This window comes from Streptomyces sp. NPDC051133, from assembly GCF_040682635.1.
Taxonomy (GTDB): Bacteria; Actinomycetota; Actinomycetes; order Streptomycetales; family Streptomycetaceae; genus Streptomyces.
This window is the reverse complement of record NZ_JBFBBK010000030.1, coordinates 12,590-37,744: the sequence shown is the minus strand read 5'-3', so window position 1 is coordinate 37,744 and position 25,155 is coordinate 12,590. Positions and strand designations below refer to the sequence as shown.

The following is a 25,155-nucleotide window of genomic DNA, read 5'->3' as shown; positions in this document are numbered from 1 at the left end:
GCTGCTGGGCGAGTACCGCGAGCGGCTGCTGGCCGCCCTGGGCGTCACGGAGGACCACCAGTGACCGTGAGAAGACTCCACCTCAACGCGTTCCTCATGAACACCGGCCATCACGAGGCCTCGTGGCGGCTGCCGGAGAGCGACCCGTACGCGCACGTCGACCTCCGGCACTATGTGCACCTCGCCCGGACCGCCGAGCGCGGCACCTTCGACTCCCTCTTCCTCGCCGACGGCCCCCAGCTGTGGAGCAACCTCGCGCAGCGCCCGGCCGGCGCCCTGGAACCGCTGACCCTGCTGACCGCGCTGGCGACGGCCACCGAGCACATCGGCCTGATCGCCACCGCCTCCACCTCCTACAACTCCCCCTACAACCTGGCCCGCAGGTTCGCCTCGCTGGACATCATCAGCGGCGGCCGGGCCGGGTGGAACATCGTCACCACGGCGGGAGCGGAGGCCGCCCGCAACTTCGGGCTGGACGCGGAGCCCGCGCACGCCGAGCGGTACGCGCGCGCCGCCGAGTTCCTCGACGTGGCGCTGAAGCTGTGGGACAGCTGGGAGGACGACGCGATCGTCGCCGACAAGACCGCCGGTGTCTGGGGCGACGACGGCAAGATCCATCCGCCGCGGCACCGGGGGACGTACTTCAGCGTCGCGGGCGCCCTCAACGTCCCCCGCACGCCCCAGGGTTATCCGCTCCTCGTGCAGGCGGGGTCGAGTGAGGACGGCAAGGCGTTCGCCGCCCGATACGCGGAGGCGGTCTTCACCGCCCAGCAGACCCTCGCCGACGCGCAGGCCTTCTACGCCGACCTCAAGGCCCGTACCGCACGGGCCGGACGCGACCCCGAGCACATCAAGGTGCTGCCCGGGATCGTGCCCGTCCTCGGCTCGACGGAGGCCGAGGCGCGGGCGGCGGAGCTGCTGCTGGAGGAGCACATCGTCCACGACCACTCGGTGGCCCGCCTGGAGAGCCTGCTCCAGCTCCCGGACGGCACCCTGGAGCTGGACTCGCAGCTGCCCGCCGACCTGCCGCCCGAGTCGGCCGTCGAGGGCGCCAAGAGCCGCTACACGCTCGTGGTCGAGCTGGCCCGGCGCGAGCGGCTGACGGTCCGGCAGCTGATCGGCCGGCTCGGGGGCGGTCGCGGACACCTCACCTTCGCCGGGACGCCCGAGCAGGTCGCCGACCAGATCGAGACCTGGTTCACCCGGGGAGCGGCCGACGGCTTCAACATCATGCCGCCGGTACTGCCCTCCGGCCTGGACGCGTTCGTCGAGCACGTCGTCCCGCTCCTGCGCGCCCGTGGCCTGTTCCGCACCGCCTACGACGGCCGCCGGACCCTGCGGGAGCGCTACGGCCTGCCCCGCCCCGCCAACCAGTACCTCACCCCTGCTCCCGCCCTCGCCTGAAAGGAACCGCCATGTCCCTCGAGATCACCAAGATCACCGCAAGGATCGGTGCCCGTGTCTCCGGCGTCGACATCACCCGGCCGCTCGCCCCGGAGGAGGTCGCCGCGATCCGCGAGGCCCTGAACGTCCACAAGGCGCTCGTCCTCGACGCGGGCGGCCTGGACGACGCGGGCCAGCAGGCCTTCGCCCGGCACTTCGGCGACCTGACCACCGCCCACCCGACGGTCGGCGCCGTCGAGGGCGCCCCGAACGTGCTGCCCGTCGACAGCGAGCGGGGCCGCGCCAACCACTGGCACACGGACGTCACGTTCGTCCTCAACCCGCCGCAGGCCAGCACCCTGCGCTCGATCACCGTCCCGCCGTACGGCGGCGAGACCCTGATCGCCAACGCGGCGGCGGCCTACCGCGACCTGCCCGAGCCGCTGCGCCGGCTCGCCGACACCCTGTGGGCCGAGCACACCAACGACTACGACTACGCGGTGCCGGACGAGGCGGTCGACGAGGAGAAGGCCGCCCAGCGCGCCGAGTTCACGTCGATCACGTACCGCACCGCGCACCCGGTGGTGCGGGTGCACCCGCTGACCGGCGAGCGCGGCCTGTTCATCGGCGGGTTCGCGCAGCGGATCGTCGGGCTCTCCGTCGGTGAGTCCCGCAAGGTGCTCGACCTGTTCCAGGCGTACGTCACCCGCCCGGAGAACATCCTGCGCCACCGCTGGGCGGAGAACGAGCTGGTGCTCTTCGACAACCGCATCACCCAGCACTACGCCATCGACAACTACGACGGCCGGCCGCGCCGGCTGCACCGGGTGACCGTCGCCGGTGACATCCCGGTCGGCATCGAGGGCAAGGAGAGCTACTCGGTCGAGGGTGACGCCTCGCACTACACGCCGGTCGCCGCGTGACCCGTCCGTGACCCTGCGTACAGCGGGTGTCCGGATACTGGGCGGTCCCTCCGCGTGAGCGGACGGGCCGCCCAGACTGACGGGGTTTTTACCCGCCCCTTGCACTGGGAGAGCCGTCCCCATGCCCAGCAGCACCTCCACGCAGACGCCGCCTCAGGAACAGGGCGCCTCGCTCTCCCACGGCCTCAAGCAGCGCCATCTGTCGATGATCGCCCTCGGCGGGGTCATCGGCGCGGGCCTGTTCGTCGGCTCCGGCGCCGGCATCGCCGCGGCCGGCCCGTCCATCGTCGTCGCCTACGCGCTCTCCGGCCTGCTGGTGATGCTGGTGATGCGGATGCTCGGCGAGATGTCGGCCGCCTACCCGTCGTCGGGTTCCTTCTCTGCACACGCCGAGCGGGCGATCGGCCCCTGGGCGGGCTTCGCCGCCGGCTGGTCCTTCTGGGTGCTGCTGTGCACGGCCGTCGGTCTGGAGGGCATCGGCGCCGCGAACATCGTGCACGGCTGGCTGCCGGGCACCCCGACGTGGGCCTGGGTGGCGCTGTTCATGGTGGTGTTCCTCGGCACGAACCTGACCGCCGTGAAGAACTTCGGCGAGTTCGAGTTCTGGTTCGCCGCGCTGAAGGTCGGCGCGATCAGCCTGTTCCTGATCCTGGGCGTGCTGGCCATCGCGGGCGTCCTGCCCTCCACCCCCGCGCCGGGCACCTCGAACCTGACCGACTTCATGCCCCACGGCAGCCAGGGCCTGCTGGTCGGCCTGCTGGCCTCGGTGTTCGCGTACGGCGGCCTGGAGACGGTCACCATCGCGGCGGCCGAGTCGGAGAACCCGGTCCGGGGCGTGGCCTCCGCCGTGCGCACGGCGATGTGGCGCATCGCGCTCTTCTACATCGGCTCGATGGCGGTCGTGGTCACCCTGCTCCCGTGGGACTCCGCGGAGGTCGTGGCGAAGGGCCCGTACGTCGCCACGCTCGACCACCTGGGCATCCCCGGTGCCGGCCGGCTGATGAACGTGGTCGTCCTGGTGGCCCTGCTCTCCGCGATGAACGCCAACATCTACGGCTCCTCGCGCATCGCCTACTCGCTGGTCGAGCGGGGCCAGGGCCCGAAGGCGCTGGCGAAGCTGTCCGGCGGTGTGCCCCGGATCGCGGTGCTCACCTCCTGCGTCCTGGGGTTCGTCTGCGTCCTGTTCAGCTACTGGAGCCCGAACGGCGTCTTCAAGTGGCTGCTGAACATGATCGGCGCGGTCATCCTGGTCGTCTGGATCTTCATCGCCGTCTCGCAGCTCCTGCTGCGCCGCCGCATCGAGCGCGAGGCGCCCGAGAAGCTGGTCGTGCGCATGTGGCTGTTCCCGTGGCTGACCTGGGTCGCGCTGGCCGGCATGGCCGCGATCTTCGTCCTGATGGCCCGGCAGCCCGACACCCGTGTCCAGCTGTACTCGACGGGTGCCATGACCCTGTTCCTGGCGGCGGTCGGCTACGCCTGGCAGCGGGCCCGCGCCCGGCGCTGACACCCTGACGGCGAGGCCCCCGTGTGACGACGACACACGGGGGCCTTTCTGTTGCCCGCACACTGTTGTTGCTAGCGTGTACTTGCAAGCTTATTGCAATAAGGTTCCGGAGGGGATCACCCATGCCCGTCTACACGCTGCCCGACCTGCCCTACGACTACTCCGCGCTGGCGCCCGTGATCAGCCCCGAGATCATCGAGCTGCACCACGACAAGCACCACGCGGCCTATGTGAAGGGCGCCAACGACACCCTGGAGCAGCTCGCCGAGGCACGCGACAAGGAGGTGTGGGGCTCGGTCAACGGCCTGGAGAAGAACCTGGCCTTCCACCTCTCCGGGCACATCCTGCACAGCATCTACTGGCAGAACATGACCGGCCCGAAGGACGGCGGCGGCGAGCCGCTGGCGGCCGACGGCGTGGGCGAGCTGGCGCAGGCGATCACGGAGTCGTTCGGCTCCTTCGCCGCTTTCCGGACCCAGCTGTCCAAGGCGGCGGCCACCACCCAGGGCTCGGGCTGGGGCGTCCTCGCGTACGAGCCGCTGAGCGGGCGCCTGATCGTGGAGCAGGTCTACGACCACCAGGGCAACGTCGGCCAGGGCGCCACCCCGATCCTCGTCTTCGACGCCTGGGAGCACGCCTTCTACCTCCAGTACAAGAACCAGAAGGTGGACTTCGTCGAGGCCATGTGGCAGGTGGTGAGCTGGCAGGACGTGGCCCGCCGGTACGAGGCCGCCGCGTCCCGCGCGAACGCCCTGCTGCTCGCCCCCTGAGGCCCGCCCCCCGGACGTCCTGCCTCGTGATCGTCTTCTCACCCTTCACGGCGGCAGGCGGATGAACGGAGAACCCCCGTGAGGACGTGACTCACGGGGGTTTTCCTCACCCCCGGCTCCACCGATCGGCTGACGCGGAGTTCAACCGAGCACCCGTGTCGGGGAAACGCCCTGGCCAGCAAGGCTTCTGGGTATGAACACACTCACTGTGCGGGCGGCGCGCTGGAGCGCCCGGCACCCTTGGCGGGCCCTGGTCGGCTGGCTGCTGTTCGTGGCGTTGTGCCTGGGCGCCGGCAGTGCCGTGGGCACCGTCGCCGCGAAGACGGCGGACTACCGGGTCGGCGAGGCCGGGCGGGCCGAGGCGATGGCGGCCGACGGACATCTGCAGCGCCTGTCCACCGAGCAGATACTGATCTCCACGCGCTCCGCCGCCCCGGACGACCGGGCCGCCGCCTCGGCCGCGCGGGAGCTCACCACCCGGATGCGGCGGCTTGCCGAGGTCGCGGACGTGGCCGCCCCGGCCCGCTCCTCCGACGGCCGCGTCCTCATGGTCGAGGTCTCTCTCAAGGGCGAGGAACGCGACGCGAAGGACAAGGTCGACGCCCTGCTCACGCAGACCGCCGCCGTCCAGAGGGGCCACCCGGGCCTGCTGCTGCAGGAGACCGGCAGCCCCTCCATCAGCAAGGGGGTCGACAAGCAGCGCGGAGCGGACCTCGCCCTCTCCGAGAAGCTCACGCTTCCCGTCACCCTGGTCACCCTGCTGGCCGTGTTCGGCTCGGTCACGATGGCCGCCGTTCCGCTGCTGCTGGCGCTGTCGTCGATCGCGGCGGCCGTCGGCCTGTCGATGCTCGCCTCGCACCTCACCCCCGACGCGGGCGTGGGCACGAACGTCATCCTCATGATCGGTCTCGCGGTCGGCGTCGACTACACCCTCTTCCACCTCAAGCGCGAGCGCGAGGAGCGGGCCCGCTCGGGCGGCCGGCTCGGCTCCGAGCAACTGGTCGAGCTGGCCGCGGCGACCTCCGGGCGGGCCGTACTCGTCTCGGGGCTCGCGGTCGTCGCCTCCACCGCCACCCTCTACCTGGCCTCGGACGTCATCTTCTCCTCGCTCGCCACCGGCACGGTCGTGGTCGTCCTGGCCGCGGTGGCCAGCTCCCTGACCGCCCTGCCCGCCCTGCTGACCGTGCTGGGCGGGCGGGCCGAGGCGCGGGCACGACGGCGGGCGGAGCGGGGGAAGCCCGCCCGGCGGATCCGGGGCGAGGGCGGTGGCCGGTTCTGGTCCGCGCTGCTGCGGCCCGCCGCCCGGCACCCGCTGGCCACGCTGGGCGTGTCGCTCCTCGCCCTGCTGGCCCTGGCCCTTCCGCTGACCGGACTGAAGATCACGGAGATGAGCCGGGACACGCACTCCCGCGCGATCCCCGCCATGCGGGTGTACGACCGGCTCAACGACGCCTTCCCCGACCGGCGGGTCACCCACCAGGTCGTCGTATGGGCCCGCGCGGAACGGTCCGCGGACGTCACCCGGGAGCTGCGCGAGCTGGCCCGACGGGCCGCCGGCGACCCGCTGTTCACCGGCTTCTCCCGGATCCGCGTCTCCGCCGACCACCGGACGAGCACGCTGGAACTGCGGACCCCGTACCTCGGCAACTCCCCTCAGGCGTACGGCTCCCTGGACCACCTGCGGCACGACTACCTGCCCGGCACCGTCGGCCGGATCGCCGGCGCCGAGTACGGCGTGACCGGCGACGTCGCCCGCTACCAGGACTATCCGGCCCACCAGAACGGCAAACTGCCGCTCGTCCTGGGCGCGTTGCTCCTGGTGACGTTCCTGATGACCCTCTACGCCTTCCGCTCCGTCGTCCTCGGCCTGATCGGCGTCGTGCTGAACCTGCTGTCGGCGGCGGCCGCGCTCGGTCTGCTGGTCCTCGTCTTCCAGCACACCTGGGCCGAGGGGCCGCTGGACTTCCGTTCCACCGGGTCGATCGGTTCCCGGGTGCCCCTGTTCCTGTTCGTGATCCTCTTCGGGCTGTCGATGGACTACCAGGTGTTCGTGGTGAGCCGGATCCGCGAGGCGGTACTGGCCGGCACACCGACCCGGCAGGCGGTGCTGGAGGGCGTCCGGCGGTCGGCGAGCGTGGTGACCAGCGCGGCGGTGGTGATGACGACCGTGTTCGTGAGCTTCGTCTTCCTGCACATCATCGAGATGAAGCAGATCGGGTTCGTGCTCGCGGCGGCCGTACTGATCGACGCCTTCGTGGTGCGCGTGCTGATCCTGCCGGCCGCCCTGCTGCTGCTCGGCGAGCGCGCCTGGTGGCCCGTGCGGCCGTCGAGGACTGCGGTACCCCGTCCGAACCCCGCACTGCTGGACGTAGGTTGACGGGTATGACCACGACCGCCGACGCCCTGTGGGCGACCTCGCTGCGCCGCTGGAACGCGGTGTGCTGGGTCCTGTTCGCCGCGATGGCGGTCGGGATCACCGCCCTGAGCCTCGGCGCCGACCGGTACCTGGCCCTCGCCCTGCTGGGCAGCGTGGCCCTGTGCTTCGCCGTGCTGGACCGCCGCCCCGGCAACCCCGTCGTCAGGCCGCACGGGTACCTCTCGGTGCTGGTGATCGCCCTCACCGGACTCGCCTACCTGAGGACGAGTTACGCGGCCCTGTTCATGGTCACGCTGCCGCACTACTGGATGTTCGGCCGCACCCCGAGGATCTCCCTCGCCTTCCTGGGGCTGGCCACCGCCGGCACGCTGGTGGGCAGCTGGGTGCGGCAGGGCTGGTCGGGCACGTTCTTCGGCGAGTCGGTCGTGGGCACGCTGATCGTGGTCGCGGTGGGCGTGCTGATCGGGCTGTGGGCCCGCGCGGTGGTCGAGCAGAGCAGCGAACGCGCGCGGCTGATCACGGAGTTGGAGCGCACGCAGGCCGAGCTGACCGAGGCGCACCTGCGGCAGGGCGCGGCCGAGGAACGGGAGCGGATGGCACGGGAGATCCACGACACGCTCGCGCAGGGCTTCGCCTCGATCGTCGTCCTGGCGGAGGCGGCGAGGGCCGGTCTCGCCACCGACCCCGCGCGGACGGCCCGGCAGCTGGTGTCGATCGAGTCGACCGCCCGGGAGAACCTGGCGGAGGCCAGGGAGCTGGTCGGCTCGGCCCCGCCGGGCGGCGCGCACCCCGGCTCGGTGGCGCAGACGGTGCGGCGGATCGTGGACCGGTTCGCCGAGGACACGGGGCTGAGCGTGACCGCCGAACTGGCCGACCTGGACTGCGACCAGCAGACCCGGATCACGCTGCTGCGCTGCGCCCAGGAGTCCCTCGCCAATGTGCGCAAGCACGCCCGCGCCTCGACGGTCGGGGTGGTCCTGGCCCGGACTTCCCACGGCGTGGAACTGGAGGTCACGGACGACGGCACCGGATTCGTGGTGGAGGCCTCCGCCGGCTTCGGCCTCGACGGGATGCGCAAACGGCTCGCCGGACTGGGCGGGCGGCTGACGGTGACCAGTTCCGTCGGGGACGGGACGAGGATCCTGGCGGTGGTCCCGGCATGAGCGGGAAGACGCTGCGCATCGTCGTGGTGGACGACCACACCGTGATGCGGGCGGGGGTGATCGCCCTGCTCGACGGGGAGGGCGACATCGAGGTCGTCGGCGAGGCGGGCGACGGCCGTGCCGCTCTCGACCTGGTCGCCCGGCACGACCCGGACGTGGCCCTGGTCGATCTGCGCATGCCCGTGCTGGACGGGGTGGCGACGACCGCCCGGATCGCCGCCCGGCATCCCCGCACCCGCGTGCTGATCCTCACCACGTACGACACGGACGCCGACATCGAGCGGGGCGTCGAGGCCGGTGCCATCGGCTACCTGCTCAAGGACACCACCCGGGAACAGCTGGCCGACGCGATCCGCTCGGCCGCGCGCGGTGAGACCGTGCTCGCTCCCCGGGTGGCGGAGAAACTGGTCGCCCGGATGCGGCGCCCGGTCCAGGACCCGCTCACGGCACGCGAGACCGATGTGCTGAACGCGGTGGCGGACGGACTCACCAACGCCGAGATCGGCCGCCGTCTGGTCATCTCCGAGGCCACGGTGAAGACCCACCTGCTGCGCCTGTTCGCCAAGCTCGACGTCAACGACCGGACCCGGGCGGTGGTGGTGGCCATGGAGCGGGGACTGCTGCCGCGGCCCTGACCCCGCTCCTCGCGGCCCGTGCCGTGCAGCTGCCGGCACGGGAACGGGCCCGGCGCGCCGAACGCGTCCGGGCCCGGCCCGGAGGTCTCACAGGTTGCTGAAGTCCGGCCCCTTCGTGCGGGTCCGCTTGATCTCGTAGAAGCCGGGGACCGAGGCCACCGCGAGCGTGCCGTCCCACAGGCGGGCCGCCTCCTCGCCCTTCGGGGCGGGGGTGACGACCGGGCCGAAGAAGGCGATCTGCTCGCCGTCGGCGCCCGGGACCGCGATGACCGGGGTGCCGACGTCCTGGCCGACCTTCTCGATGCCCTCCTTGTGGGAGGCGCGCAGCTCGGCGTCGAACTCGAAGTCGGTCTGCTCGGCGTACTCGATCAGCTCGGCCGGCAGGCCGACGTCGGAGAGGGCGCCGGCGATCGCCTCCAGGGTCGGGCCCTCACCGTTGTTGTGGATGCGGGTGCCGAGCGCGGTGTAGAGGGGACCGAGGACGTCCTCACCGTGCTTCTGCCAGGCCGCGGTGACCACGCGGACCGGCTGCCACGCCCTGGTCGCGAGCATCTCCCGGTACTCCTCGGGCAGCTCGTCGAGCTTGTCCTCGTTGAGCACGGCGAGGCTCATGACATGCCAGCGGACCTCGATGTCACGGACCTTCTCCACCTCCAGCACCCAGCGGGAGGTCATCCAGGCCCAGGGGCACAGCGGGTCGAACCAGAAGTCGACGGGGGTCTTCTGCGACATGTCTCTCCTCATGAGGAACCCTTTTCCGGGGAAACACCCCTGCCCGCTCCGCCATTCCCCGGTGCCCCGTGTCAGGGGTGCATGGCAGGATCGGTCCTGTTCCGTCCTCATCCACGCGATCACAAGGGAGTGCCGTCCGTGCCCGGTGAGAATCTGTCCCGCGACGAGGCCCGGGAGCGGGCCGCCCTGCTGTCCGTCGACGCGTACGACGTGTCCCTGGACCTCAGGTCCGCCGTCGGCGACGGGAACGGCGAGCCGCGCACGTTCCGCTCGGTGACCACGATCCGGTTCCGCTGCAACGAGCCGGGGGCGGCGAGCTTCGCCGACCTGGTCGCGCCGAGCGTGACCGCCGTGTCGCTCAACGGCCGGGACCTGGACCCGAGCGAGGTCTTCGACGGCTCCCGGATCGCGCTGGAGGACCTGGCCGCCGAGAACGAGCTGGTGGTGGACGCCCAGTGCGCCTACTCCCGCACCGGCGAGGGCATGCACCGTTTCGTCGACCCGGAGGACGGCGAGGTCTACCTGTACACCCAGTACGAGCCGGCCGACGCCCGCCGGGTCTTCGCCAACTTCGAGCAGCCGGACCTGAAGGCGCCGTACCGCTTCGAGGTGACGGCGCCCGAGGGCTGGACGGTGTGGAGCAACGGCGCGGGTGAACGCGCCGACGGGGTCTGGCGGTTCGCGGAGACGAAGCCGATCTCGACGTACATCACGTGCGTGGTGGCGGGCCCGTACCACTACGTCACCGACTCCTACAGCCGCACCCTCGACGACGGCACGAAGCTGGAGATCCCCCTCGGCGCGCTGTGCCGCAAGGGCCTGGCCCCGCACTTCGACGCGGACGACGTCTTCCTCGTCACCAAGCAGGGCCTGGACTTCTTCCACGACCACTTCGACTACCCGTATCCGTTCGGGAAGTACGACCAGGCGTTCGTGCCCGAGTACAACCTGGGCGCGATGGAGAACCCGGGTCTGGTGACCTTCCGCGAGGAGTACATCTTCCGCGGCAAGGTGACGCAGGCGTCGTACGAGGCGCGGGCCAACGTCATCCTGCACGAGATGGCGCACATGTGGTTCGGCGACCTGGTCACCATGGAGTGGTGGGACGACCTGTGGCTGAAGGAGTCCTTCGCGGACTTCATGGGCACGTTCGCCAACGTGGGCGCGACCCGGTTCACCAACGCCTGGATCACCTTCGCCAACCGCCGCAAGGCGTGGGCGTACCGCGCGGACCAGCTGCCGTCCACGCACCCGATCACGGCGGACATCCGTGACCTGCAGGACGCCAAGCTGAACTTCGACGGCATCACCTACGCCAAGGGCGCCTCGGTGCTCAAGCAGCTGGTGGCGTACGTCGGCCAGGACGCGTTCCTGGAGGGCGCCCGCCGCTACTTCAAGCGGAACGCGTACGGCAACACGCGCCTGGGTGACCTGCTTGCGGTGCTGGGCGAGACCAGCGGCCGGGACATGTCGGCCTGGGCGGGCGCGTGGCTGCAGACGGCCGGGGTGAACTCGCTGACCCCGCAGGTGCTGCTGGACGCGGAAGGCCGGGTGGCGGAGCTGGCGGTGGTGCAGGAGGCCCCCGAGTCGCATCCGCAGGAGCGCCCGCACCGGGTCGCGGTGGGCCTGTACCGCCGTACGCCCGAGGGCGCGCTGGAGCGGTACGCGCGCGCGGAGACGGACGTGGACGGCCCGCGGACGGTCGTGGCGGAGCTGGCGGGCGCCGAGGCTCCGGAGCTGGTGCTGGTCAACGACGACGACCTGACGTACTGCAAGATCCGTTTCGACGAGACCTCGCTGGACACGCTCCGGGCGCACCTGGGTGCCCTGACCGACCCGCTGGCCCGTGCCCTGTGCTGGTCGGCGCTGTGGAACATGACCCGGGACGCGATGCTTCCCGCGCGGGACTTCATCGGCCTGGTGCTGCGGTTCGCGGGCCGCGAGTCCGAGATCGGGGTGCTGCAGATGCTGCACGCCTGGGTCGGCTCCGCGCTGGAGCACTACGCGGCGCCCGCGTGGCGGGAGGCGGGCGGGCAACTGCTGACGGAGGGCGCGCTGCGCGAGCTGCGGGCGGCCGAGCCGGGCAGCGAGCACCAGCTGGCGTGGGCCCGGTTCTTCGCGTCCGTGGCCTCCGCCGAGACGGACCTGGCCCTGCTGAGCGACCTGCTGGACCGGACGAGCACGGTCGACGGGCTGGAGGTGGACCAGGAGCTGCGCTGGGCGTTCCTGGAGCCGCTGGCGGCGCACGGCGCGGCCGACGAGTCGGTGCTGGCGGCCGAACTCGCCCGGGACGACACCGCGTCCGGCAAGCGGCACCAGGTCCGCTGTCTGGCGGCCCGCCCGTCGGCGGCGGTCAAGGCGCAGGCGTGGGCCCAGGTGGTGGAGTCGGACGTGCTCTCCAACGCCCTGGTGGAGGCGACGATCGCGGGCTTCGCCCGGCCGTCGCAGCGGGAGCTGACCGCGCCGTACACGGAGAAGTACTTCGCGGCGATCGAGCGGTTGTGGCGGGAGCGGTCGATCCAGATCGGCATGGACGTGGTGCGCGGGCTGTTCCCGGTGTACCAGGACTCGCCCGGGACGCTGGCCGCGACGGACGCGTGGCTCACGGCCCACGCAGACGCGCCGCCCGCCCTGCGCCGCCTCGTCCTGGAGTCGCGGGACGACCTGGCGCGGGCGCTGCGCGCGCAGGAGTGCGACGCGGCGGCCGGCCGCTGACCTCGACCCCCGAGCTTTGGCCTGAGGTTGGCCACCGGGTCACCGTTACGGAATCCAGTCAATAGCACCCGTAACCCCTGGTCCGCACCCGAACGGACCAGGGGTTTTCCGTGCCCGATCGGCATCCGAACACATGACCTTTAGTACCGTGTTGTCCGCATTTCTCGACGACCGTGTAACACCGGTTACGGGTGGGACGGAACGCGGGAACTTCGAGGCCATGACGCACAACACCCCGCTCTCCCCCCGCCCCCTCCGCCACCTCTCCGAGGTCCACCGCCGCGTCCTGTCCACGGCCCAGCTCCGCTCCCACGGCGTGTCGGCGGCCGAGCTGAACGACCAGTGCCGCGCCGACGGCCCCTGGCAGCTGCTGCTCCCGAACGTGGTCCTCCTGCACCCCGGCCCGCCGACGAGCGAGGAGCGGCTGCACGGAGCCCTGCTGTACGCGGCCCGCGAGTCCACGCCGGGCGTGCCCGTCCAGCCGACGGCCGAGGGCCCGCACCGCCCGCTGTACGCGGAGGCGATGGTCACGGGCCTCGCGGCCCTGACCCTGTACGGCTTTTCCTCCACCCCGCCGCTGCTCACGCTGGAACGCGTCGACGTCCTGGTCCCCCGCCTGCGCCGGCTGCGCTCCGCGGGCTACGTGCGGGTGCTGCGCACCCCCGCGCTCCCCACCCCGCGCACGGTCTCCGGCCTGCCGGTGGCGCCGGTGCCCAGGGCGCTGGCGGACGCGGTCGCCGAGCTGACGGACGCCCAGGCGGTACGCCGGGTGCTGACCGAGGCGGTGCGTGGCGGTCACTGCGAACCGGCCGCCGTGGTGAAGGAGTTGACCGCTGCGAAGCTGCTGACCCACCCGCACGTGGTGGACGCGGTGGACGCGCTGCTGGCGGAGGGCCGGTCGATCGCGGAGGACCGCCTCTACCGGATGGTCGGTGAGTACGGCCTGCCCGACCCGGTGTGGAACGTGGACCTGCGCCTGCCCGGCGGGCCCCACCTGGGCGGCGTGGACGCCTACTGGCCCGACCAGGCGGTGGCGGTCGAGCTCGACACCCGCGCCCCACGCCACGACCAGCGGGAGGACGAGGACGAGGTGTGGTCGGAGTACGCGCGCAAGCGGGAGCACCTGGAGCGCCTCGGGATCACGGTCGTCCACATCACGCCCAAGAAGCTCAGGGATGCGACGGACCAGCAGGCGACGGTGATCCGCACCGCGCTCATGGCCTCCGGCGACCGTGATCCGGCCGCCTACGTCGTGGTGCTGCCCCGGTAGTGACGGCCCGGGTGAGGGCCGGGGAGGGCATCAGGAGGGGAGAGGAGGGGCCACCGGAACCGATCCGGTGGCCCCTCCTCGTGCGCGCTCCCCGTACGCGTCCCCGCGTGCGCCCCGCATGCGTCCCCGCGTGCGCCCCGGCCCGTACGCGATGCGACCGCGCGTGCGCGGCGGGTGACGGCGAACGGGTGACGGCCCTTCGGGTGAAGTCCGCCGGTCCGCCTCGCCCCGGGCTCCGCTCCGCACCGCCCCGGAGGCGGGACGCGGCGGCCGGGGCACGCCCGCGCCCGTCCGGCAAGCCGAGGGCGCCGGCCGGGCGGGCGGACCGGGCGGGGCCGGCCGGGCCGCGCTACACGAGAGGTATGCGACAGTCCCGGATAGTGGCGTGTTCGTCCTCGCTCCTGCTCGCCGCCGCCTACCTCCTCGCCGGCCCGGCGACGGCCCGGGCGGCGCCCTCGGCCGTGACCGCCGCCTATGTGGCCCTCGGCGACTCCTACTCCGCCGGTGTGGGCGCCGGCGACTACCTCCCCGGCCCGGCGGGCTGCAAGCGCAGCAGCCGGTCGTACCCCGTCCTGTGGGCGGCCGCGCACCGGGCGGGGACCTTCGCCTTCACCGCCTGCAACGGCGCCCGCGCGAGCGACGTCCTGGCCGACCAGCTCGGCCCGCTCGGCCCCGGCACCCGGCTGGTCAGCCTGACCGTCGGCGGCAGCGAGTCGGGCTTCGGCGCCGTCATGACGATCTGCGCGCTGGGCGGCGCCACCCCCTGTCTGTCCGCGGTCGACCACGCCCGCACCACCATGGACGGCTCCCTCCCGCAGGGCCTGGACCGGCTCTACTCGGCCATCCGGGACCGGGCTCCCGCCGCCCACGTCGTGGTGCTCGGCTATCCGCACCTGTACCAGCTCGCCGGCACCTGCCGGACGGGCCTGAAGGACAGCGAGCGCGCCGCCATCAACGACGCCGTCGACCACCTCAACGGGGTGATCGCCAAGCGCGCCGCCGACCACGGGTTCACCTTCGCCGACGTCACGGCCGCCTTCGCGGGCCACGAGATCTGCTCGCGCAGCCCCTGGCTGCACAGCGTCGACGTGCTCGCCGTCACCGAGTCGTACCACCCGACCGCGCCGGGACAGCAGTTCGGCTACCTGCCCGTCCTCGACCGGGTGTCCTGAGCGGGGCCGGCGGCCCGGCCGCGCTTCGTCTACCGCGGTTCCGGCAGGGTCGGGGCGGGCGCGGCCTCCGTGTGCACGCGGTCCAGCAGGGCCGCGTAGGCCGCGATCATCCGCGTCCGGCTGAACCGCTCGCGGGCGGCCTCCAGCGCCGGGGCGAAGGCCGGGCGGCCCGCGACCGCGGCCGTCCAGGCCAGGGCGATCGCGCCCGGGTCGGGCGGGGTGACGAAGCCGAGGCCCGCCACGAGGGAGGCGCTGTCGCCGACGTCGGTCGTCACCGGGACCGCGCCGCACATCATGCCCTCGATCAGGCACAGCGGGGCCGCCTCCCCGGAGACGGAGGTCAGGGCGACGACGTCGGCCCCGGCGTACACCTTCTCCATGTCCTGCCGTACGCCCAGCAGGTGCACCCGGCCGGCGAGGCCCGGGGCGTCCGCGAAGGCGTCGGCCAGGTCGGCGCGCAGGGCGGGGTTGGCGTCCGTCATGCCGGCCCCGCACATCACCACGTGCCCGCCGCCCTCGCGGCCCAGCCAGGTGCGGGCTGCGGCGAGCAGGAGGGGGACGTTCTTCATCGCGGCGTAGCGGGCGGCGAAGACGATCACCGGCGCACCGGCCGGAACGCCGAGGGACGAGCGGAAGGTGAGCCTGGCCGTCGCGTCGGGGCGGAACCGGAGCAGGTCCACGCCGTTGGGGATGACGTGCAGCAGGTGGGCCGGGATGCCGGCCGCCTCGTACGCCGCCCGCGTCGACTCCGCGCAGCACACGCAGGCCGCCACCGTGCCGTCGGCGATCGCCGCCTTCAGCTCGTCCAGGGCGGGGCCCTGGTTCTCCGGGTCGGAGCGGTGCAGGCAGACCACGACCGGGCGGCGGGGCAGGCCGGCCTGGTTGAGGAGGGCCAGCGGCTGCTCCTTCAGGGAGAGGATCACGTCCGCCCCCGCCGTCACCCGCGCCGTCTCGGCCAGCTCCGGGCCGCTGAAAACGTTCGCCGCGACCGTGCCGTCGACCAGGCCCGCGCTGCGGCCCAGGGAGGTGACGCCGACCCCGCCGGCCGTGAGCGAGCGGTAGCAGGGGTCGTCCTCCATGCGCTGCCGGGTGGCCTCGCGGTGGACCTCCGCGTGGATGCTGAGCACCTGGTGGGGCTGGCCGCCCTCGGCCAGCCCCAGGACGACGTCACTGTGCACGATCCGGGCCCCTCCGGAGAAGAAGCCCTCGTAGACCGAGAGCACACGCAGTTCGTGCCGAGCGCGCACGACGACCACCCGCCTTGCATAAATGATCGAGAAGATCGAGCCATCCCCGTCCATCGCGGGTTAGCCGATATGAGGCGGTACGGACATTGCGTGCGTGTTAACACGAAGCGACGCGAATGAAACGTTGGCTAACAGAATTCCGCTTCGGCCACGGCACGGGCGTCCCCGGTCCAGTCGCCGTTGAAATTGAGCGCGAGGGAATGCCGGCCGTCCTGAGTGGTGATCGCCATGGAGGTCGAGCCGTGAATGCCGCCGTCATGGCCCCAGACGTGAACACCGCAGCTCAGCGTGGTCTCCATGAGGCCGAGGCCATAGCCTCCCGTCACCGGAAGGTCTTTGATCTCGACCGTGGTCTTCATTTCCTTCAGCTGATGCGGCGGAAGGAGTTTTCCGGCGAGCAGGGCGCTGTAGAAATGATCGAGATCGGCGGAGTTCGAGATCATTTCACCGGCGGAGGACGCCAGGGACGGGTTCAGTTCCGTGACGTCGTACGTCGGGCCTTTGGGGTCGGTGAATTTCGAGTACGCGCGGCTGCTCGGCCGGGGCACGGTGACCCGCGTCCCGGGAAGGGACGTGGCCCTCAGGTGCAAGGGCCCGATGATGCGGCGGGTGATCTCCTGCGCGTACGAGTGGCCCGTCACCTTCTGGATCACCATGCCGGCCACCACGAAGTTGGTGTTGGAGTAGCGCCAGGACGCGCCGGGCGCGAAGTCCGGCTCGTGCCGCATGGCGATGGCCACCAGCCGGCCCGGGGTGAGCGTGACGTAGCGGTGCCGGTCGAAGCCCTCCTTGGTGAAGTAGTCCCGGCCGAAGCCCTCGTCCTCGGTGTAGTCGTAGATGCCGCTGGTGTGGTCGAGCAGCTGACGGACGGTGATGCGGCGGCCGTCGTGGCCGTGGCCGTGCACCACGCCGGGCAGCCACTTCTCCACACTGTCGTCCAGCGACAGCCGGCCCTCGGCCTCCAGCTGGAGCAGGACGGTCGAGACGAAGGTCTTGGTGATGCTGCCGACCCGGTAGCGGTCGGCCGCCGAGCGCGGCGCGCCCGTGCGCAGGTCGCCGACGCCCACGGTCGTGGACCAGGTGCCGTGCACGTCCCGCACGGTGGCGGTGGCGCCGGGCACCCCGGCCGCGACGGCCGCTTCGAGGGCCTTGCGGGTCTCGGCGTGGCCGCCGCCGGAACGGCTCCCCGTGGCGGCGGCGGCCGGGGCCGCGAGGGCCGCCGCGAGGAGTACGGCCGTCGCTCCCACCAGTGTCGTCCGTGCGCGCATGTCTTCCCCCAACCTGTGGTGTTCGGTGCGGTCGGGGGAAGAAACCGGCGGGGGATGCGCGAAGGTTGCCTCGCGTTGGGCCGGTTGGGCTAGTTTCAGCCCTTCTTCAGCACCAGCTCCGTGTTCCGGTCGGCCGCGCTGCCCGCGAGGCCCTTGTTGGCGCCGGGGGCGTTGTAGGACAGCTCGCGGTACAGGGCGGCGAGGCCGGTCTGGGAGAGGTCGGCGTAATCCGTGCGGTGCGGGGCGGCCGACTCGATGAGGGTGGTGAACAGGGAGATCGTGCCGTCCTTGTTGTCGACCAGCTCGACGACCCGGGCGAGCTGGGGGTAGTCGATGTGCGAGGCGGTGGAGATCTCCCAGAAGGAGCGGCCGCCGGAGGCCTTGTGCGGGGTGATGACGTTCCGGTGGATGTGGCCGTTCACCCAGGCCAGCACGTTGGCGTGGGAGGACAGGACGGAGAGCACCTCGGCGCCGCCGTGCCGCTTCTCGCCGGGACGGGCCGGGTCGGGGCGGGTGTTGGTCATGGACTTGCTGGTGTGGTGGCTGAAGACGACGGCGTAGGAGTCCTTGTTGTCCTTCAGCGTCTTGTCCAGCCACTTCAGCTGGGCGGTGCCGAGGGAGCCCTCGTAGTGGCCGCCGGCGTCGGTGGTGTCGAGGCTGATGCCGATCACGTCGTCGGAGATGCGGAAGGCGTAGTACTGGGTGCCCGCGTCCAGGTTCGCCGACGAGTAGCCGTGGCCGACCGGGCCGTGCCCCTGGTGGGCCGGGTCGAGGTGGGCCTTCAGATAGTCGGCCGGGGTGTACGGGGCCCGCTTCTCGTCCGCGGTGACCGAGCGCATGGAGCGGGCGTGGGCCTTGAGGAAGTCCCGGTAGCCGGTGCCCCTGGGGTCGGTGGCGTTCTTGATGGCGGCCTGGAGCTTCTTGGCGTCGGCGGCGGGCACGCTCATCAGCTTCTTGCCCGCGATCGCGGCCTCGGCGAGGTAGGGGTCGCCGTGGGAGCCGTAGCAGCCGAGCGGGAGGTTGTCGTGGTTGCCGACGGTGGAGTACCAGGGCAGGTTGAGGCCGGGGCTCCTCGCGTCGCGGACCGCGGCGGCCAGGAAGCCCTCCAGGTGCGGGAAGCCGAGCGCCTTGTCGTTGTCGCGGGCGGTGGAGTCGGGCTGCCAGTACAGCTTCAGGCCGCTGTTCTGCACGCCCTCGTAGTGCTTGGGGTCACCGGAGTTGGGGGTGACGCGGCCCCCGCTCATCACCTTCATGAACCACTCCAGTTCGGAGTGGGCGTTGTTGTCGGTGTTGTCGCCGGTGGTCATGACGAAGTGGAGCGGGGCGCCGGTGACGGGGGCGCCCCGCAGCGCGTTGACCCGCTCGACGAGCGCGATGGCACCGGGCACGGTGAGCGCCTCGTGCGGGCGCCAGGAGTGCGGGTCGCCGGAGCGCAGGTACTCCAGACGCAGCGGGTGCTGGACGTCCGTCAGGTGCAGGTCGGTGAACTGCACGAACGCGGCCAGCGTCGTACGGCGGCCCGCGCGCCCGGACTTGGGCGCGGCCAGCTCGCTGCGCACGACCCGCTTCCAGCCGGGCCCGTCGCCGAGCCTGCGGTAGCCGGAGCTGTTGCGCGGGGCGGCGACGGAGGCGAGGGTGGTGCCCTTGGTGTAGGGGGCGAGCGGGGCGGTGGCGGCCTGCCGGGAGTGGGCGACGGGCGCCTCGGCGGTGCCGTCGCCGGCCGCCGCGGTGGTGGCGGCCTGGCTGTCGGTGGGACGCAGGGCGTAGCCGACGCCCGCGGAGAGCGAGACCGCCCCGGCGGCGGCGAGGACGGTACGGCGGTGGACCCCCATGGCGGAGGCGGCGACAGAGCGTATGCGCGACATGGCGCGATCTCCCCGAGTGCGAACGCGTCGGCAGTGGTCGCGGGGCGTCATCAGGTGCGAACGCCCCGCTCGCTCTGGATGGTTGGCAGCGGGGATGACCTGCGCGTGAACGCGGCGGCAACGCGCAGCGCCGATCACCGTACGTGGATCACGGGGTACCGGGGGGGTCATGGAGTGGATCGCGGGTGGCCGTGGGGCGGTCACTCCTCGTTCATCTGCCGGGGTAGGGGACGGTTCTCCAGCCGTCCGTGCGCCGGGCGTTCGCGCCACAGCCGCAGGGCGGTGTCGACGAGCCGCACCCGCGCCAGACCGGGTACGGCGTCCAGGTCGTGCCAGGCCGCGAAGTCGGTGGATCCGCCGGTCTCGTAGCGCAGTTCCCCACCCGCGATCTCGCCCTCGTAGACGATCCGCAGTCCCTGGAAGTCCAGGCGGCGGCCGACCCGGGGTTCTCCGACGAGCCGGTGCGAGTCCATGCCGAGGAGACCGGTCACCTCGATGCGGTAGCCGGTCTCCTCGGTGACCTCGCGGCGGACGGTGTCGTACGGGTCCTCGCCGTGTTCCATGCCGCCGCCCGGCAGCACCCACTCGACAGTCCCGTCGGGCGCCGGTGACCGGGCGAGCAGGAGCTGTCCGTCACGGACGCACACGGCGTAGGCCGCCACCCTCAACTTCCGTCTCATTCCATGACGTTAGCCGGGTGGGTTGGCCGGTGAGTACTCCGGCGCGGACCAGCGCAACGGCAGGGCCGCCGGGGTCCACAGGGCCTCGGTGAGCGTGAAGCGGACCGTCCGCTCGCCGCCGGCGGTGAACTTCGTGCGCGCCTCGCCGGTGAGCCGCAGCGTGCCGCCGGTCTCCCAGTCGAGGAAGAGCAGCCCCGCGCGGGGGTCGGTGCGCAGGTTGCCGAGGGTGAGGAACATGGCGTTGCCGGAGTAGTCCGGCCAGACCAGTTCGTGTGGTGAGGCGGCCCGGACGAAGCCGGGGTTGCCGCCGCGATGGCTGACGTCGGCTCCGCCGGGGTGCACCGTGGCGAGGAAGAAGGTGTCGGCCGCGCCAATGAACTCCACGTGTCGCGGGCCGAGTTCGCCGGCGCGGTGCGGGGTGCCCGGGACCCGGTCGGGGAGCGTGTCGTAGGACTCCCGGCGCTGGATGTACTTGGGGCAGTTGGAGAAGACCTGGTCCGCCTCCACGGCGAAACCGCGGGGTGTCGGCCGCAGCCGGCCGTTCAGGCGCATGCGGCGGCGGGTGCGGGGGTCGAGGGCGATGGTGCCCACCGGGGTGCCGGGTGTGGTCAGGGCCCCGGCGAGGGGGCCGGACCCGGCATCGGTGACGACGGACATCTGCCGGGGGCCCGTGGCCCGGACGAAGCCGGGGGTGCCCGTGAGCGGTGAGGCCCAGACCCTGCCGGTCTCCGGGGCAGCCGCGCCGATGACCAGCAGCGGCTGGAGTTCCAGGAAGGCCGCCGCGACCGGCTTGATGTCCTGGCCGAGGGAGCGGCCCACGTGGTCGGCCCGGTCGCGGACGCCGGCCAGGTCCTGCAGCGCCCGCGAGCCCGCGTGGTAGACGCCCATGCCTAGAAGAAGCCGCAGGTGGGGGCGGAGGCGTGCGGGGCCGGGGCGCCCTCGGGGCCGAGCGGGGCGGCGATCTCCAGGCGGGTGCCGTCCGGGTCGTGGAAGAAGATCCCGCCCGAGGTGCCGCCCTCCCGGTGGGCCACCACGCCGTCGTGGGCGAAGTCGACTCCGGCGGCCCGCAGCGCGCTCTCGTACGCCCGGACGCGGTCGATCGAGTCCACGCTGAAGGCGAGGTGGTGCAGTCCGGCCCGGTCGCGGTCGTACGGCCCCTGCGCCTGCTGCCAGAGGGTGACGAGGGGCTGTCCGCCGCCCTCCCCCAGCAGCGCGTAGCGCCGGTCGTCCTCCTTGCCCTCGGCGAGCAGGGCGAAGCCCAGCAGGTCGCGGTAGAAGGCGAGCGAGCGGTCGAGGTCGGTGACGTTCAGGCCGGTGTGCGCGAGGCGCGGGGTCATGGCGCTTCCCTTCGAGAGGTCTAACCTGCGTGAATTACGTTAGACGGTTAGATGCGTCCGCGCAACCGGTCACGTACTCTTCAATGGTTAGACGAGAAGGAGTGCCCGATGCCCAGCGCCCGCGACCCCCGCCCGCTCACCGGCGAGCCCCTCGCACTCGACCTGCTCAACACCCGCTGGAACCGCGAGGGCGTCACCCAGGACCTGCTCGCCGGCACCGAAGGGCTGGCGGTGTGGCTCGCGAGCAACGGGCTGACCGGCGCGCACCCGGCCGACGAGGACGTGCTCGACCATCTGCGCGAGGCGCGCGAGGCGCTGCGCATCGCGGTGCACGGGTCGCCCGGGGAGGCGGCGCCGCTCGTGGACGCCGTCCTCGCGCACGGACGGATCCGGGCCCGGCTGACCGCGGCCGGCCCCGCCGAGGAGCCCGAGTTCGCCGACCCGTCGTGGGGTCCGGCCTGGCTCGCCGCCCGCAGCTACCTGGAGCTGATCACCCGGGCCCCGGAGCGGATCCGCAGCTGCTCCGGCGGCGGCTGCATCCTGCACTTCTTCGACACGTCCCGGAACGGCACCCGCCGCTGGTGCTCGATGGCCGCCTGCGGCAACCGGGCCAAGGCGTCCCGCCATTACGCCCGCTCGAAGGAGAACTGAGCCGATTCCCCTCCACAGGGGGACTTTTCCGGTCAGAACCCATCGCGGGTTTTCCCCATACATGCATTTCGTTTTGGTCAACGGACACCAAAGTTCCGTCCCTTGGGTAAGGCTGTGCGCTCGTCCGGCACTGGATTCCTCACCTGCAAGGGATGCCGATGACCCACACCCCCGATCCCATACCCGGCCCGAGACGCCTGGCCCGCATAGCCGTGGCCGTGGGCGTGGTCGCCGCCCTCTCCGCGGCGGGCCCCGTCCCCCTGGCGCTCGCCGCGGACGCACCGGCCGCCGCCCCCGCAGCCGGCGTCAAGTCCGCCCACGACAAGCTGGGTTCGGACGACGCCGACCTGCTGGCCGAGGCGAAGGCGGCCGGTGACAAGACCGTCACCATGATGATCGCGACGGCGCCCGGCCGGACCGAGCAGGTCGCCGAGCAGCTGGACGCCGTCAAGGGCGGCTCCGTGGGCCGCACGTACGACAAGCTCGGCTACGTCCGCGCCACCGTGCCGACCGCCAGGGCGGACTCGGCCATCGCGGCCGCCGCCGAGCTGTCCTCGGTACAGGCCATCGACCTCCGGCAGGAGATCCCCCTCGACGACCCGGCGCCCGGCACCGCCGAGGACGCGGGCGGCGCTCACGCGGCCGGCGGTTACTCCGCTCCCGGCAAGAACACCCCGGCGGAGAACCCGTACAACCCGTCCTTCGAGACCGGCGCCGTCGATTTCGTCAGGGAGCACCCGAAGGCCGACGGCCGCGGTGTCACCATCGGCATCCTCGACTCCGGCGTCGACCTCGGCCACCCGGCGCTGCAGAAGACCTCCACCGGCGAACGCAAGATCGTCGACTGGGTCACCTCGACCGACCCGATCGTGGACAGCGACGCCACCTGGCGCCCCATGGTCACCGCGGTCTCCGGCCCGAGCTTCGGCTACGGCGGCGCGACCTGGACGGCGCCCGCCGGCTCGTACGAGATCAGCACCTTCAAGGAGTCCGCGACCACCGGCGGCGACGAGAAGGGCGACCTGAACCGCGACGGCGACACCACCGACAGCTGGGGCGTGCTCTACGACCCGGCCGCCGGCACGGTCACCGTCGACCTGGACAACGACCACGACTTCACCGACGACACCGCGATGAAGCCGTACAAGGACGGTTACCAGGTCGGCTACTTCGGCACGGACGACCCGAAGACCGACGTCGCCGAGCGGGTGCCGTTCGTCGTGCAGATCCGCAAGGACGTGCCGATGGACCCCTACGGCGGGTCCTGGGTCGGCAAGAAGGCCGACTTCGTCAACATCGGCGTCATCGAGTCCGAGCACGGCACCCACGTGGCCGGCATCACCGCCGCCAACGGCCTGTTCGGCGGGAAGATGAACGGCGCCGCCCCCGGCGCGAAGATCGTCTCCTCGCGCGCCTGCACCTGGACCGGCGGCTGCACCAACGTGGCCCTCACCGAGGGCATGATCGACCTGGTCGCGAACCGCGGCGTCGACATCGTCAACATGTCGATCGGCGGCCTGCCCGCGCTGAACGACGGCAACAACGCGCGCGCCGAGCTGTACACCCGGCTCATCGACACCTACGGCGTCCAGCTGGTGATCTCCGCGGGCAACTCCGGCCCCGGCGCCAACACCATCGGCGACCCCGGTCTCGCCGACAAGGTGATCTCGGTCGGCGCGGCCATCTCCAAGGAGACCTGGGCCGCGAACTACGGCTCGGCCGTGGAGAAGAAGTACCAGATGATGCCCTTCTCCTCGCGCGGCCCGCGGGAGGACGGCGGCTTCACGCCGACACTGGTCGCGCCCGGCGCCGCGATCAACAGCACCCAGACCTGGCTGCCCGGCTCCCCCGTCGCCGAGGCGGGCTACTCGCTGCCGGCCGGCTACTCGATGCTCCAGGGCACCTCGATGGCCTCCCCGCAGGCCACCGGCGCCTCCGCGCTGCTGCTGTCGGCCGCGAAGCAGAAGGGCATCGAGCTGGCACCGGCCACGCTGCGCACCGCGCTGACCTCGACGGCCGACCACATCAAGGGCGTGCAGGCGTACGAGGAGGGCGCCGGACTGATCAACGTCGTGGACGCCTGGGACGCCGTCCGCGACGGCGCCGAGGCCCACGACTACACCGTCAAGGCCCCGGTCGACACCGCGATCGACGACGCCCTGAAGACCCCCGGCTTCGGCACCGGCCTGTACGACCGCGAGGGCGGCCTGAAGGCGGGTCAGAAGAAGACGTACGACGTCACGATCACCCGTACCTCCGGCCCCGACAAGGCGGTCCGGCACGAGCTGCACTTCGAGAACAACGCCGGGCACACCTTCCGGATCGTCGGCGACGACGTGGTGCGGCTGCCGCTGAACCAGCCGGTGACCGTCAAGGTCCAGGCGGCCCCGGAGTCCGCGGGCCTGAAGAGCGCCATCCTGGAGGTCGACGACCCGAGCACCGAGGGGATCGACAAGCAGATCCTGACGACGGTCGTGGTCTCGGAGCCCGTGCAGTACACGTACGCGGCGTCGGGTTCGGTGCAGCGCAACAGCACGCGGTCGTACTTCCTCACCGTGCCCGAGGGCGCGAAGTCGCTGGAGGTGGCGATCGGCGGGCTGAAGGACAAGAGCCAGACCCGGTTCATCGCCATCCACCCCTACGGCGTCCCGGTCGACAACACCGGCACCCCGTACTGCTACCCGAACTACCTGGACGGCAACGGCTGCAAGCCCGACGTGCGCTCCTACGCCGACCCGCAGCCCGGCGTCTGGGAGGTCGAGGTCGAGGCGCGCCGGACCTCGCCGCTGCTGGACAACCCGTACACGCTGGACGTCTCCGTCCTCGGCGCGGCCTTCGACCCGCAGACCGTGACCGTGCCCGAGGCCAAGGTGGGCAGCCCGGCCGCCGCGAGCTGGAAGGTCACCAACCGGTACGCGGCCCTCGACGGCACGCTCGTCGGCGGTCCGCTCGGCTCGGCCAAGTCGGCCCGGCCGGCCATCAAGCAGGGCGAGACGCAGACCACCACGGTGGAGGTCCCGGCCGGCGCCAAGTCCCTGGACGTCGCCATCGGGGGCGTCTCGGACACGGCGGCCGACCTCGACCTGACGGTGTACGACGCGAGCGGCAAGCAGGTCGCCCAGTCCGCCGACGGCGACTCGGAGGAGGCGGTGTCCCTCGCGTCCCCGGCCGCCGGTACGTACACCATCAAGGTGGTGGGCTACTCGGTCCCGTCCGGTTCGACCGACTACGACTACCGGGACGTGTTCTTCTCCCCCACGCTCGGCTCGGTCACGGTCGACGGCTCGGCGCCGGTCAGGCTCGGCACGGGTGACTCGGCCACGGTGACCGGGCAGGTCACGGCCGCCGACCAGGCCCCGGCCGGCCGTGAGTTCTTCGGCCAGGTGCAGCTGGTGAACGCGCGCGGCACGGTCGCGGGCACCGGCAGCGTGCAGATCGGGAAGGTCACGCCGTAGCCACGGGG

General features: G+C 72.1%; 19 protein-coding genes. 12 read left to right on the top strand and 7 right to left on the bottom strand.

Annotated features, from left to right (window positions below):
- Positions 1–60 precede the first annotated feature (60 nt).
- From AB0N17_RS28085 to AB0N17_RS28055, 7 genes are all read left to right on the top strand, one after another.
- Positions 61–1,404, top strand: coding sequence for an LLM class flavin-dependent oxidoreductase (locus AB0N17_RS28085; protein WP_366014306.1), 1,344 nt, complete (start codon positions 61–63; stop codon positions 1,402–1,404).
- 11 nt (positions 1,405–1,415) lie between these two features.
- Positions 1,416–2,306 (top strand): TauD/TfdA family dioxygenase, encoded by an 891-nt coding sequence (locus tag AB0N17_RS28080; protein WP_366014305.1) that lies wholly within the window; start codon positions 1,416–1,418, stop codon positions 2,304–2,306.
- Between the two features lie 121 nt (positions 2,307–2,427).
- Positions 2,428–3,810 (top strand): amino acid permease, encoded by a 1,383-nt coding sequence (locus AB0N17_RS28075; protein WP_366014304.1) that lies wholly within the window; start codon positions 2,428–2,430, stop codon positions 3,808–3,810.
- A 122-nt stretch (positions 3,811–3,932) separates the two neighbouring features.
- Entirely contained in the window at positions 3,933–4,580 is a 648-nt protein-coding gene (locus AB0N17_RS28070) for a superoxide dismutase (RefSeq protein ID WP_366014303.1), read from the top strand.
- Positions 4,581–4,773: 193 nt separating this feature from the next.
- A complete protein-coding gene (locus tag AB0N17_RS28065; protein ID WP_366014302.1) occupies positions 4,774–6,957 on the top strand; it encodes an MMPL family transporter in 2,184 nt (727 codons plus the stop codon).
- 5 nt (positions 6,958–6,962) lie between these two features.
- Entirely contained in the window at positions 6,963–8,120 is a 1,158-nt protein-coding gene (locus AB0N17_RS28060; protein WP_366014301.1) for a sensor histidine kinase, read from the top strand.
- Positions 8,117–8,755, top strand: a complete 639-nt coding sequence (locus AB0N17_RS28055) for a response regulator transcription factor (RefSeq protein WP_366014300.1) — start codon at positions 8,117–8,119, stop codon at positions 8,753–8,755. Before AB0N17_RS28060 ends, AB0N17_RS28055 begins: the two co-directional genes overlap by 4 nt.
- 87 nt (positions 8,756–8,842) lie before the next feature.
- On the opposite strand, the gene AB0N17_RS28050 is transcribed toward AB0N17_RS28055, so the two are convergent.
- Complete coding sequence (locus AB0N17_RS28050; protein WP_366014299.1) at positions 8,843–9,487, bottom strand: DsbA family protein; 645 nt, start codon at positions 9,485–9,487, stop codon at positions 8,843–8,845.
- 138 nt (positions 9,488–9,625) lie between these two features.
- On the opposite strand from AB0N17_RS28050, the gene pepN reads away from it, so the two are divergent.
- The 3 genes from pepN to AB0N17_RS28035 all read left to right on the top strand — a co-directional run bounded on the left by pepN (position 9,626) and on the right by AB0N17_RS28035 (position 14,644).
- The gene (gene pepN / locus AB0N17_RS28045) at positions 9,626–12,202 is read left to right on the top strand and encodes an aminopeptidase N (protein ID WP_366014298.1); all 2,577 of its coding nucleotides are present in this window, start codon (positions 9,626–9,628) and stop codon (positions 12,200–12,202) included.
- Positions 12,203–12,422: 220 nt separating this feature from the next.
- Positions 12,423–13,472, top strand: a complete 1,050-nt coding sequence (locus AB0N17_RS28040) for a hypothetical protein (protein WP_366014297.1) — start codon at positions 12,423–12,425, stop codon at positions 13,470–13,472.
- Between the two features lie 362 nt (positions 13,473–13,834).
- Positions 13,835–14,644 carry an SGNH/GDSL hydrolase family protein gene (locus AB0N17_RS28035; RefSeq protein ID WP_366014296.1) on the top strand — a complete coding sequence of 270 codons (810 nt, stop codon included), beginning with the start codon at positions 13,835–13,837 and terminating at the stop codon, positions 14,642–14,644.
- Between the two features lie 29 nt (positions 14,645–14,673).
- Here the strand turns inward: AB0N17_RS28035 and AB0N17_RS28030 are convergent, their stop codons facing one another.
- The 6 genes from AB0N17_RS28030 to AB0N17_RS28005 form a co-directional block, all read right to left on the bottom strand.
- Positions 14,674–15,867 carry a glycosyltransferase gene (locus AB0N17_RS28030; protein WP_366014373.1) on the bottom strand — a complete coding sequence of 398 codons (1,194 nt, stop codon included), beginning with the start codon at positions 15,865–15,867 and terminating at the stop codon, positions 14,674–14,676.
- Between the two features lie 152 nt (positions 15,868–16,019).
- On the bottom strand, positions 16,020–17,159 hold the full coding sequence (locus AB0N17_RS28025; RefSeq protein WP_366014295.1) for a serine hydrolase domain-containing protein: 1,140 nt from the start codon (positions 17,157–17,159) through the stop codon (positions 16,020–16,022).
- Positions 17,160–17,254: 95 nt separating this feature from the next.
- Complete coding sequence (locus tag AB0N17_RS28020; protein WP_366014294.1) at positions 17,255–19,024, bottom strand: TIGR03767 family metallophosphoesterase; 1,770 nt, start codon at positions 19,022–19,024, stop codon at positions 17,255–17,257.
- 200 nt (positions 19,025–19,224) lie between these two features.
- Positions 19,225–19,704 carry an NUDIX hydrolase gene (locus AB0N17_RS28015; RefSeq protein WP_366014293.1) on the bottom strand — a complete coding sequence of 160 codons (480 nt, stop codon included), beginning with the start codon at positions 19,702–19,704 and terminating at the stop codon, positions 19,225–19,227.
- Between the two features lie 9 nt (positions 19,705–19,713).
- Positions 19,714–20,592 carry a pyridoxamine 5'-phosphate oxidase family protein gene (locus AB0N17_RS28010; protein WP_366014292.1) on the bottom strand — a complete coding sequence of 293 codons (879 nt, stop codon included), beginning with the start codon at positions 20,590–20,592 and terminating at the stop codon, positions 19,714–19,716.
- 2 nt (positions 20,593–20,594) lie between these two features.
- The gene (locus AB0N17_RS28005) at positions 20,595–21,041 is read right to left on the bottom strand and encodes a VOC family protein (protein WP_366014291.1); all 447 of its coding nucleotides are present in this window, start codon (positions 21,039–21,041) and stop codon (positions 20,595–20,597) included.
- Positions 21,042–21,149: 108 nt separating this feature from the next.
- On the opposite strand from AB0N17_RS28005, the gene AB0N17_RS28000 reads away from it, so the two are divergent.
- Entirely contained in the window at positions 21,150–21,692 is a 543-nt protein-coding gene (locus tag AB0N17_RS28000; RefSeq protein ID WP_366014290.1) for a CGNR zinc finger domain-containing protein, read from the top strand.
- 158 nt (positions 21,693–21,850) lie between these two features.
- The gene (locus AB0N17_RS27995) at positions 21,851–25,147 is read left to right on the top strand and encodes a S8 family serine peptidase (RefSeq protein WP_366014289.1); all 3,297 of its coding nucleotides are present in this window, start codon (positions 21,851–21,853) and stop codon (positions 25,145–25,147) included.
- Positions 25,148–25,155: the final 8 nt, after the last annotated feature.

Bases quoted from the DNA above. Each gene is read 5' to 3' on its own strand.
- AB0N17_RS28080 (WP_366014305.1), top strand. From the start codon at position 1,416: ATGTCCCTCGAGATCACCAAGATCACCGCAAGGATCGGTGCCCGTGTC.
- AB0N17_RS28075 (WP_366014304.1), top strand. From the start codon at position 2,428: ATGCCCAGCAGCACCTCCACGCAGACGCCGCCTCAGGAACAGGGCGCC.
- AB0N17_RS28070 (WP_366014303.1), top strand. From the start codon at position 3,933: ATGCCCGTCTACACGCTGCCCGACCTGCCCTACGACTACTCCGCGCTG.
- AB0N17_RS28065 (WP_366014302.1), top strand. From the start codon at position 4,774: ATGAACACACTCACTGTGCGGGCGGCGCGCTGGAGCGCCCGGCACCCT.
- AB0N17_RS28060 (WP_366014301.1), top strand. From the start codon at position 6,963: ATGACCACGACCGCCGACGCCCTGTGGGCGACCTCGCTGCGCCGCTGG.
- AB0N17_RS28055 (WP_366014300.1), top strand. From the start codon at position 8,117: ATGAGCGGGAAGACGCTGCGCATCGTCGTGGTGGACGACCACACCGTG.
- AB0N17_RS28050 (WP_366014299.1), bottom strand. From the start codon at position 9,487: ATGTCGCAGAAGACCCCCGTCGACTTCTGGTTCGACCCGCTGTGCCCC.
- AB0N17_RS28040 (WP_366014297.1), top strand. From the start codon at position 12,423: ATGACGCACAACACCCCGCTCTCCCCCCGCCCCCTCCGCCACCTCTCC.
- AB0N17_RS28035 (WP_366014296.1), top strand. From the start codon at position 13,835: ATGCGACAGTCCCGGATAGTGGCGTGTTCGTCCTCGCTCCTGCTCGCC.
- AB0N17_RS28025 (WP_366014295.1), bottom strand. From the start codon at position 17,159: ATGCGCGCACGGACGACACTGGTGGGAGCGACGGCCGTACTCCTCGCG.
- AB0N17_RS28020 (WP_366014294.1), bottom strand. From the start codon at position 19,024: ATGTCGCGCATACGCTCTGTCGCCGCCTCCGCCATGGGGGTCCACCGC.
- AB0N17_RS28015 (WP_366014293.1), bottom strand. From the start codon at position 19,704: ATGAGACGGAAGTTGAGGGTGGCGGCCTACGCCGTGTGCGTCCGTGAC.
- AB0N17_RS28010 (WP_366014292.1), bottom strand. From the start codon at position 20,592: ATGGGCGTCTACCACGCGGGCTCGCGGGCGCTGCAGGACCTGGCCGGC.
- AB0N17_RS28005 (WP_366014291.1), bottom strand. From the start codon at position 21,041: ATGACCCCGCGCCTCGCGCACACCGGCCTGAACGTCACCGACCTCGAC.
- AB0N17_RS28000 (WP_366014290.1), top strand. From the start codon at position 21,150: ATGCCCAGCGCCCGCGACCCCCGCCCGCTCACCGGCGAGCCCCTCGCA.
- AB0N17_RS27995 (WP_366014289.1), top strand. From the start codon at position 21,851: ATGACCCACACCCCCGATCCCATACCCGGCCCGAGACGCCTGGCCCGC.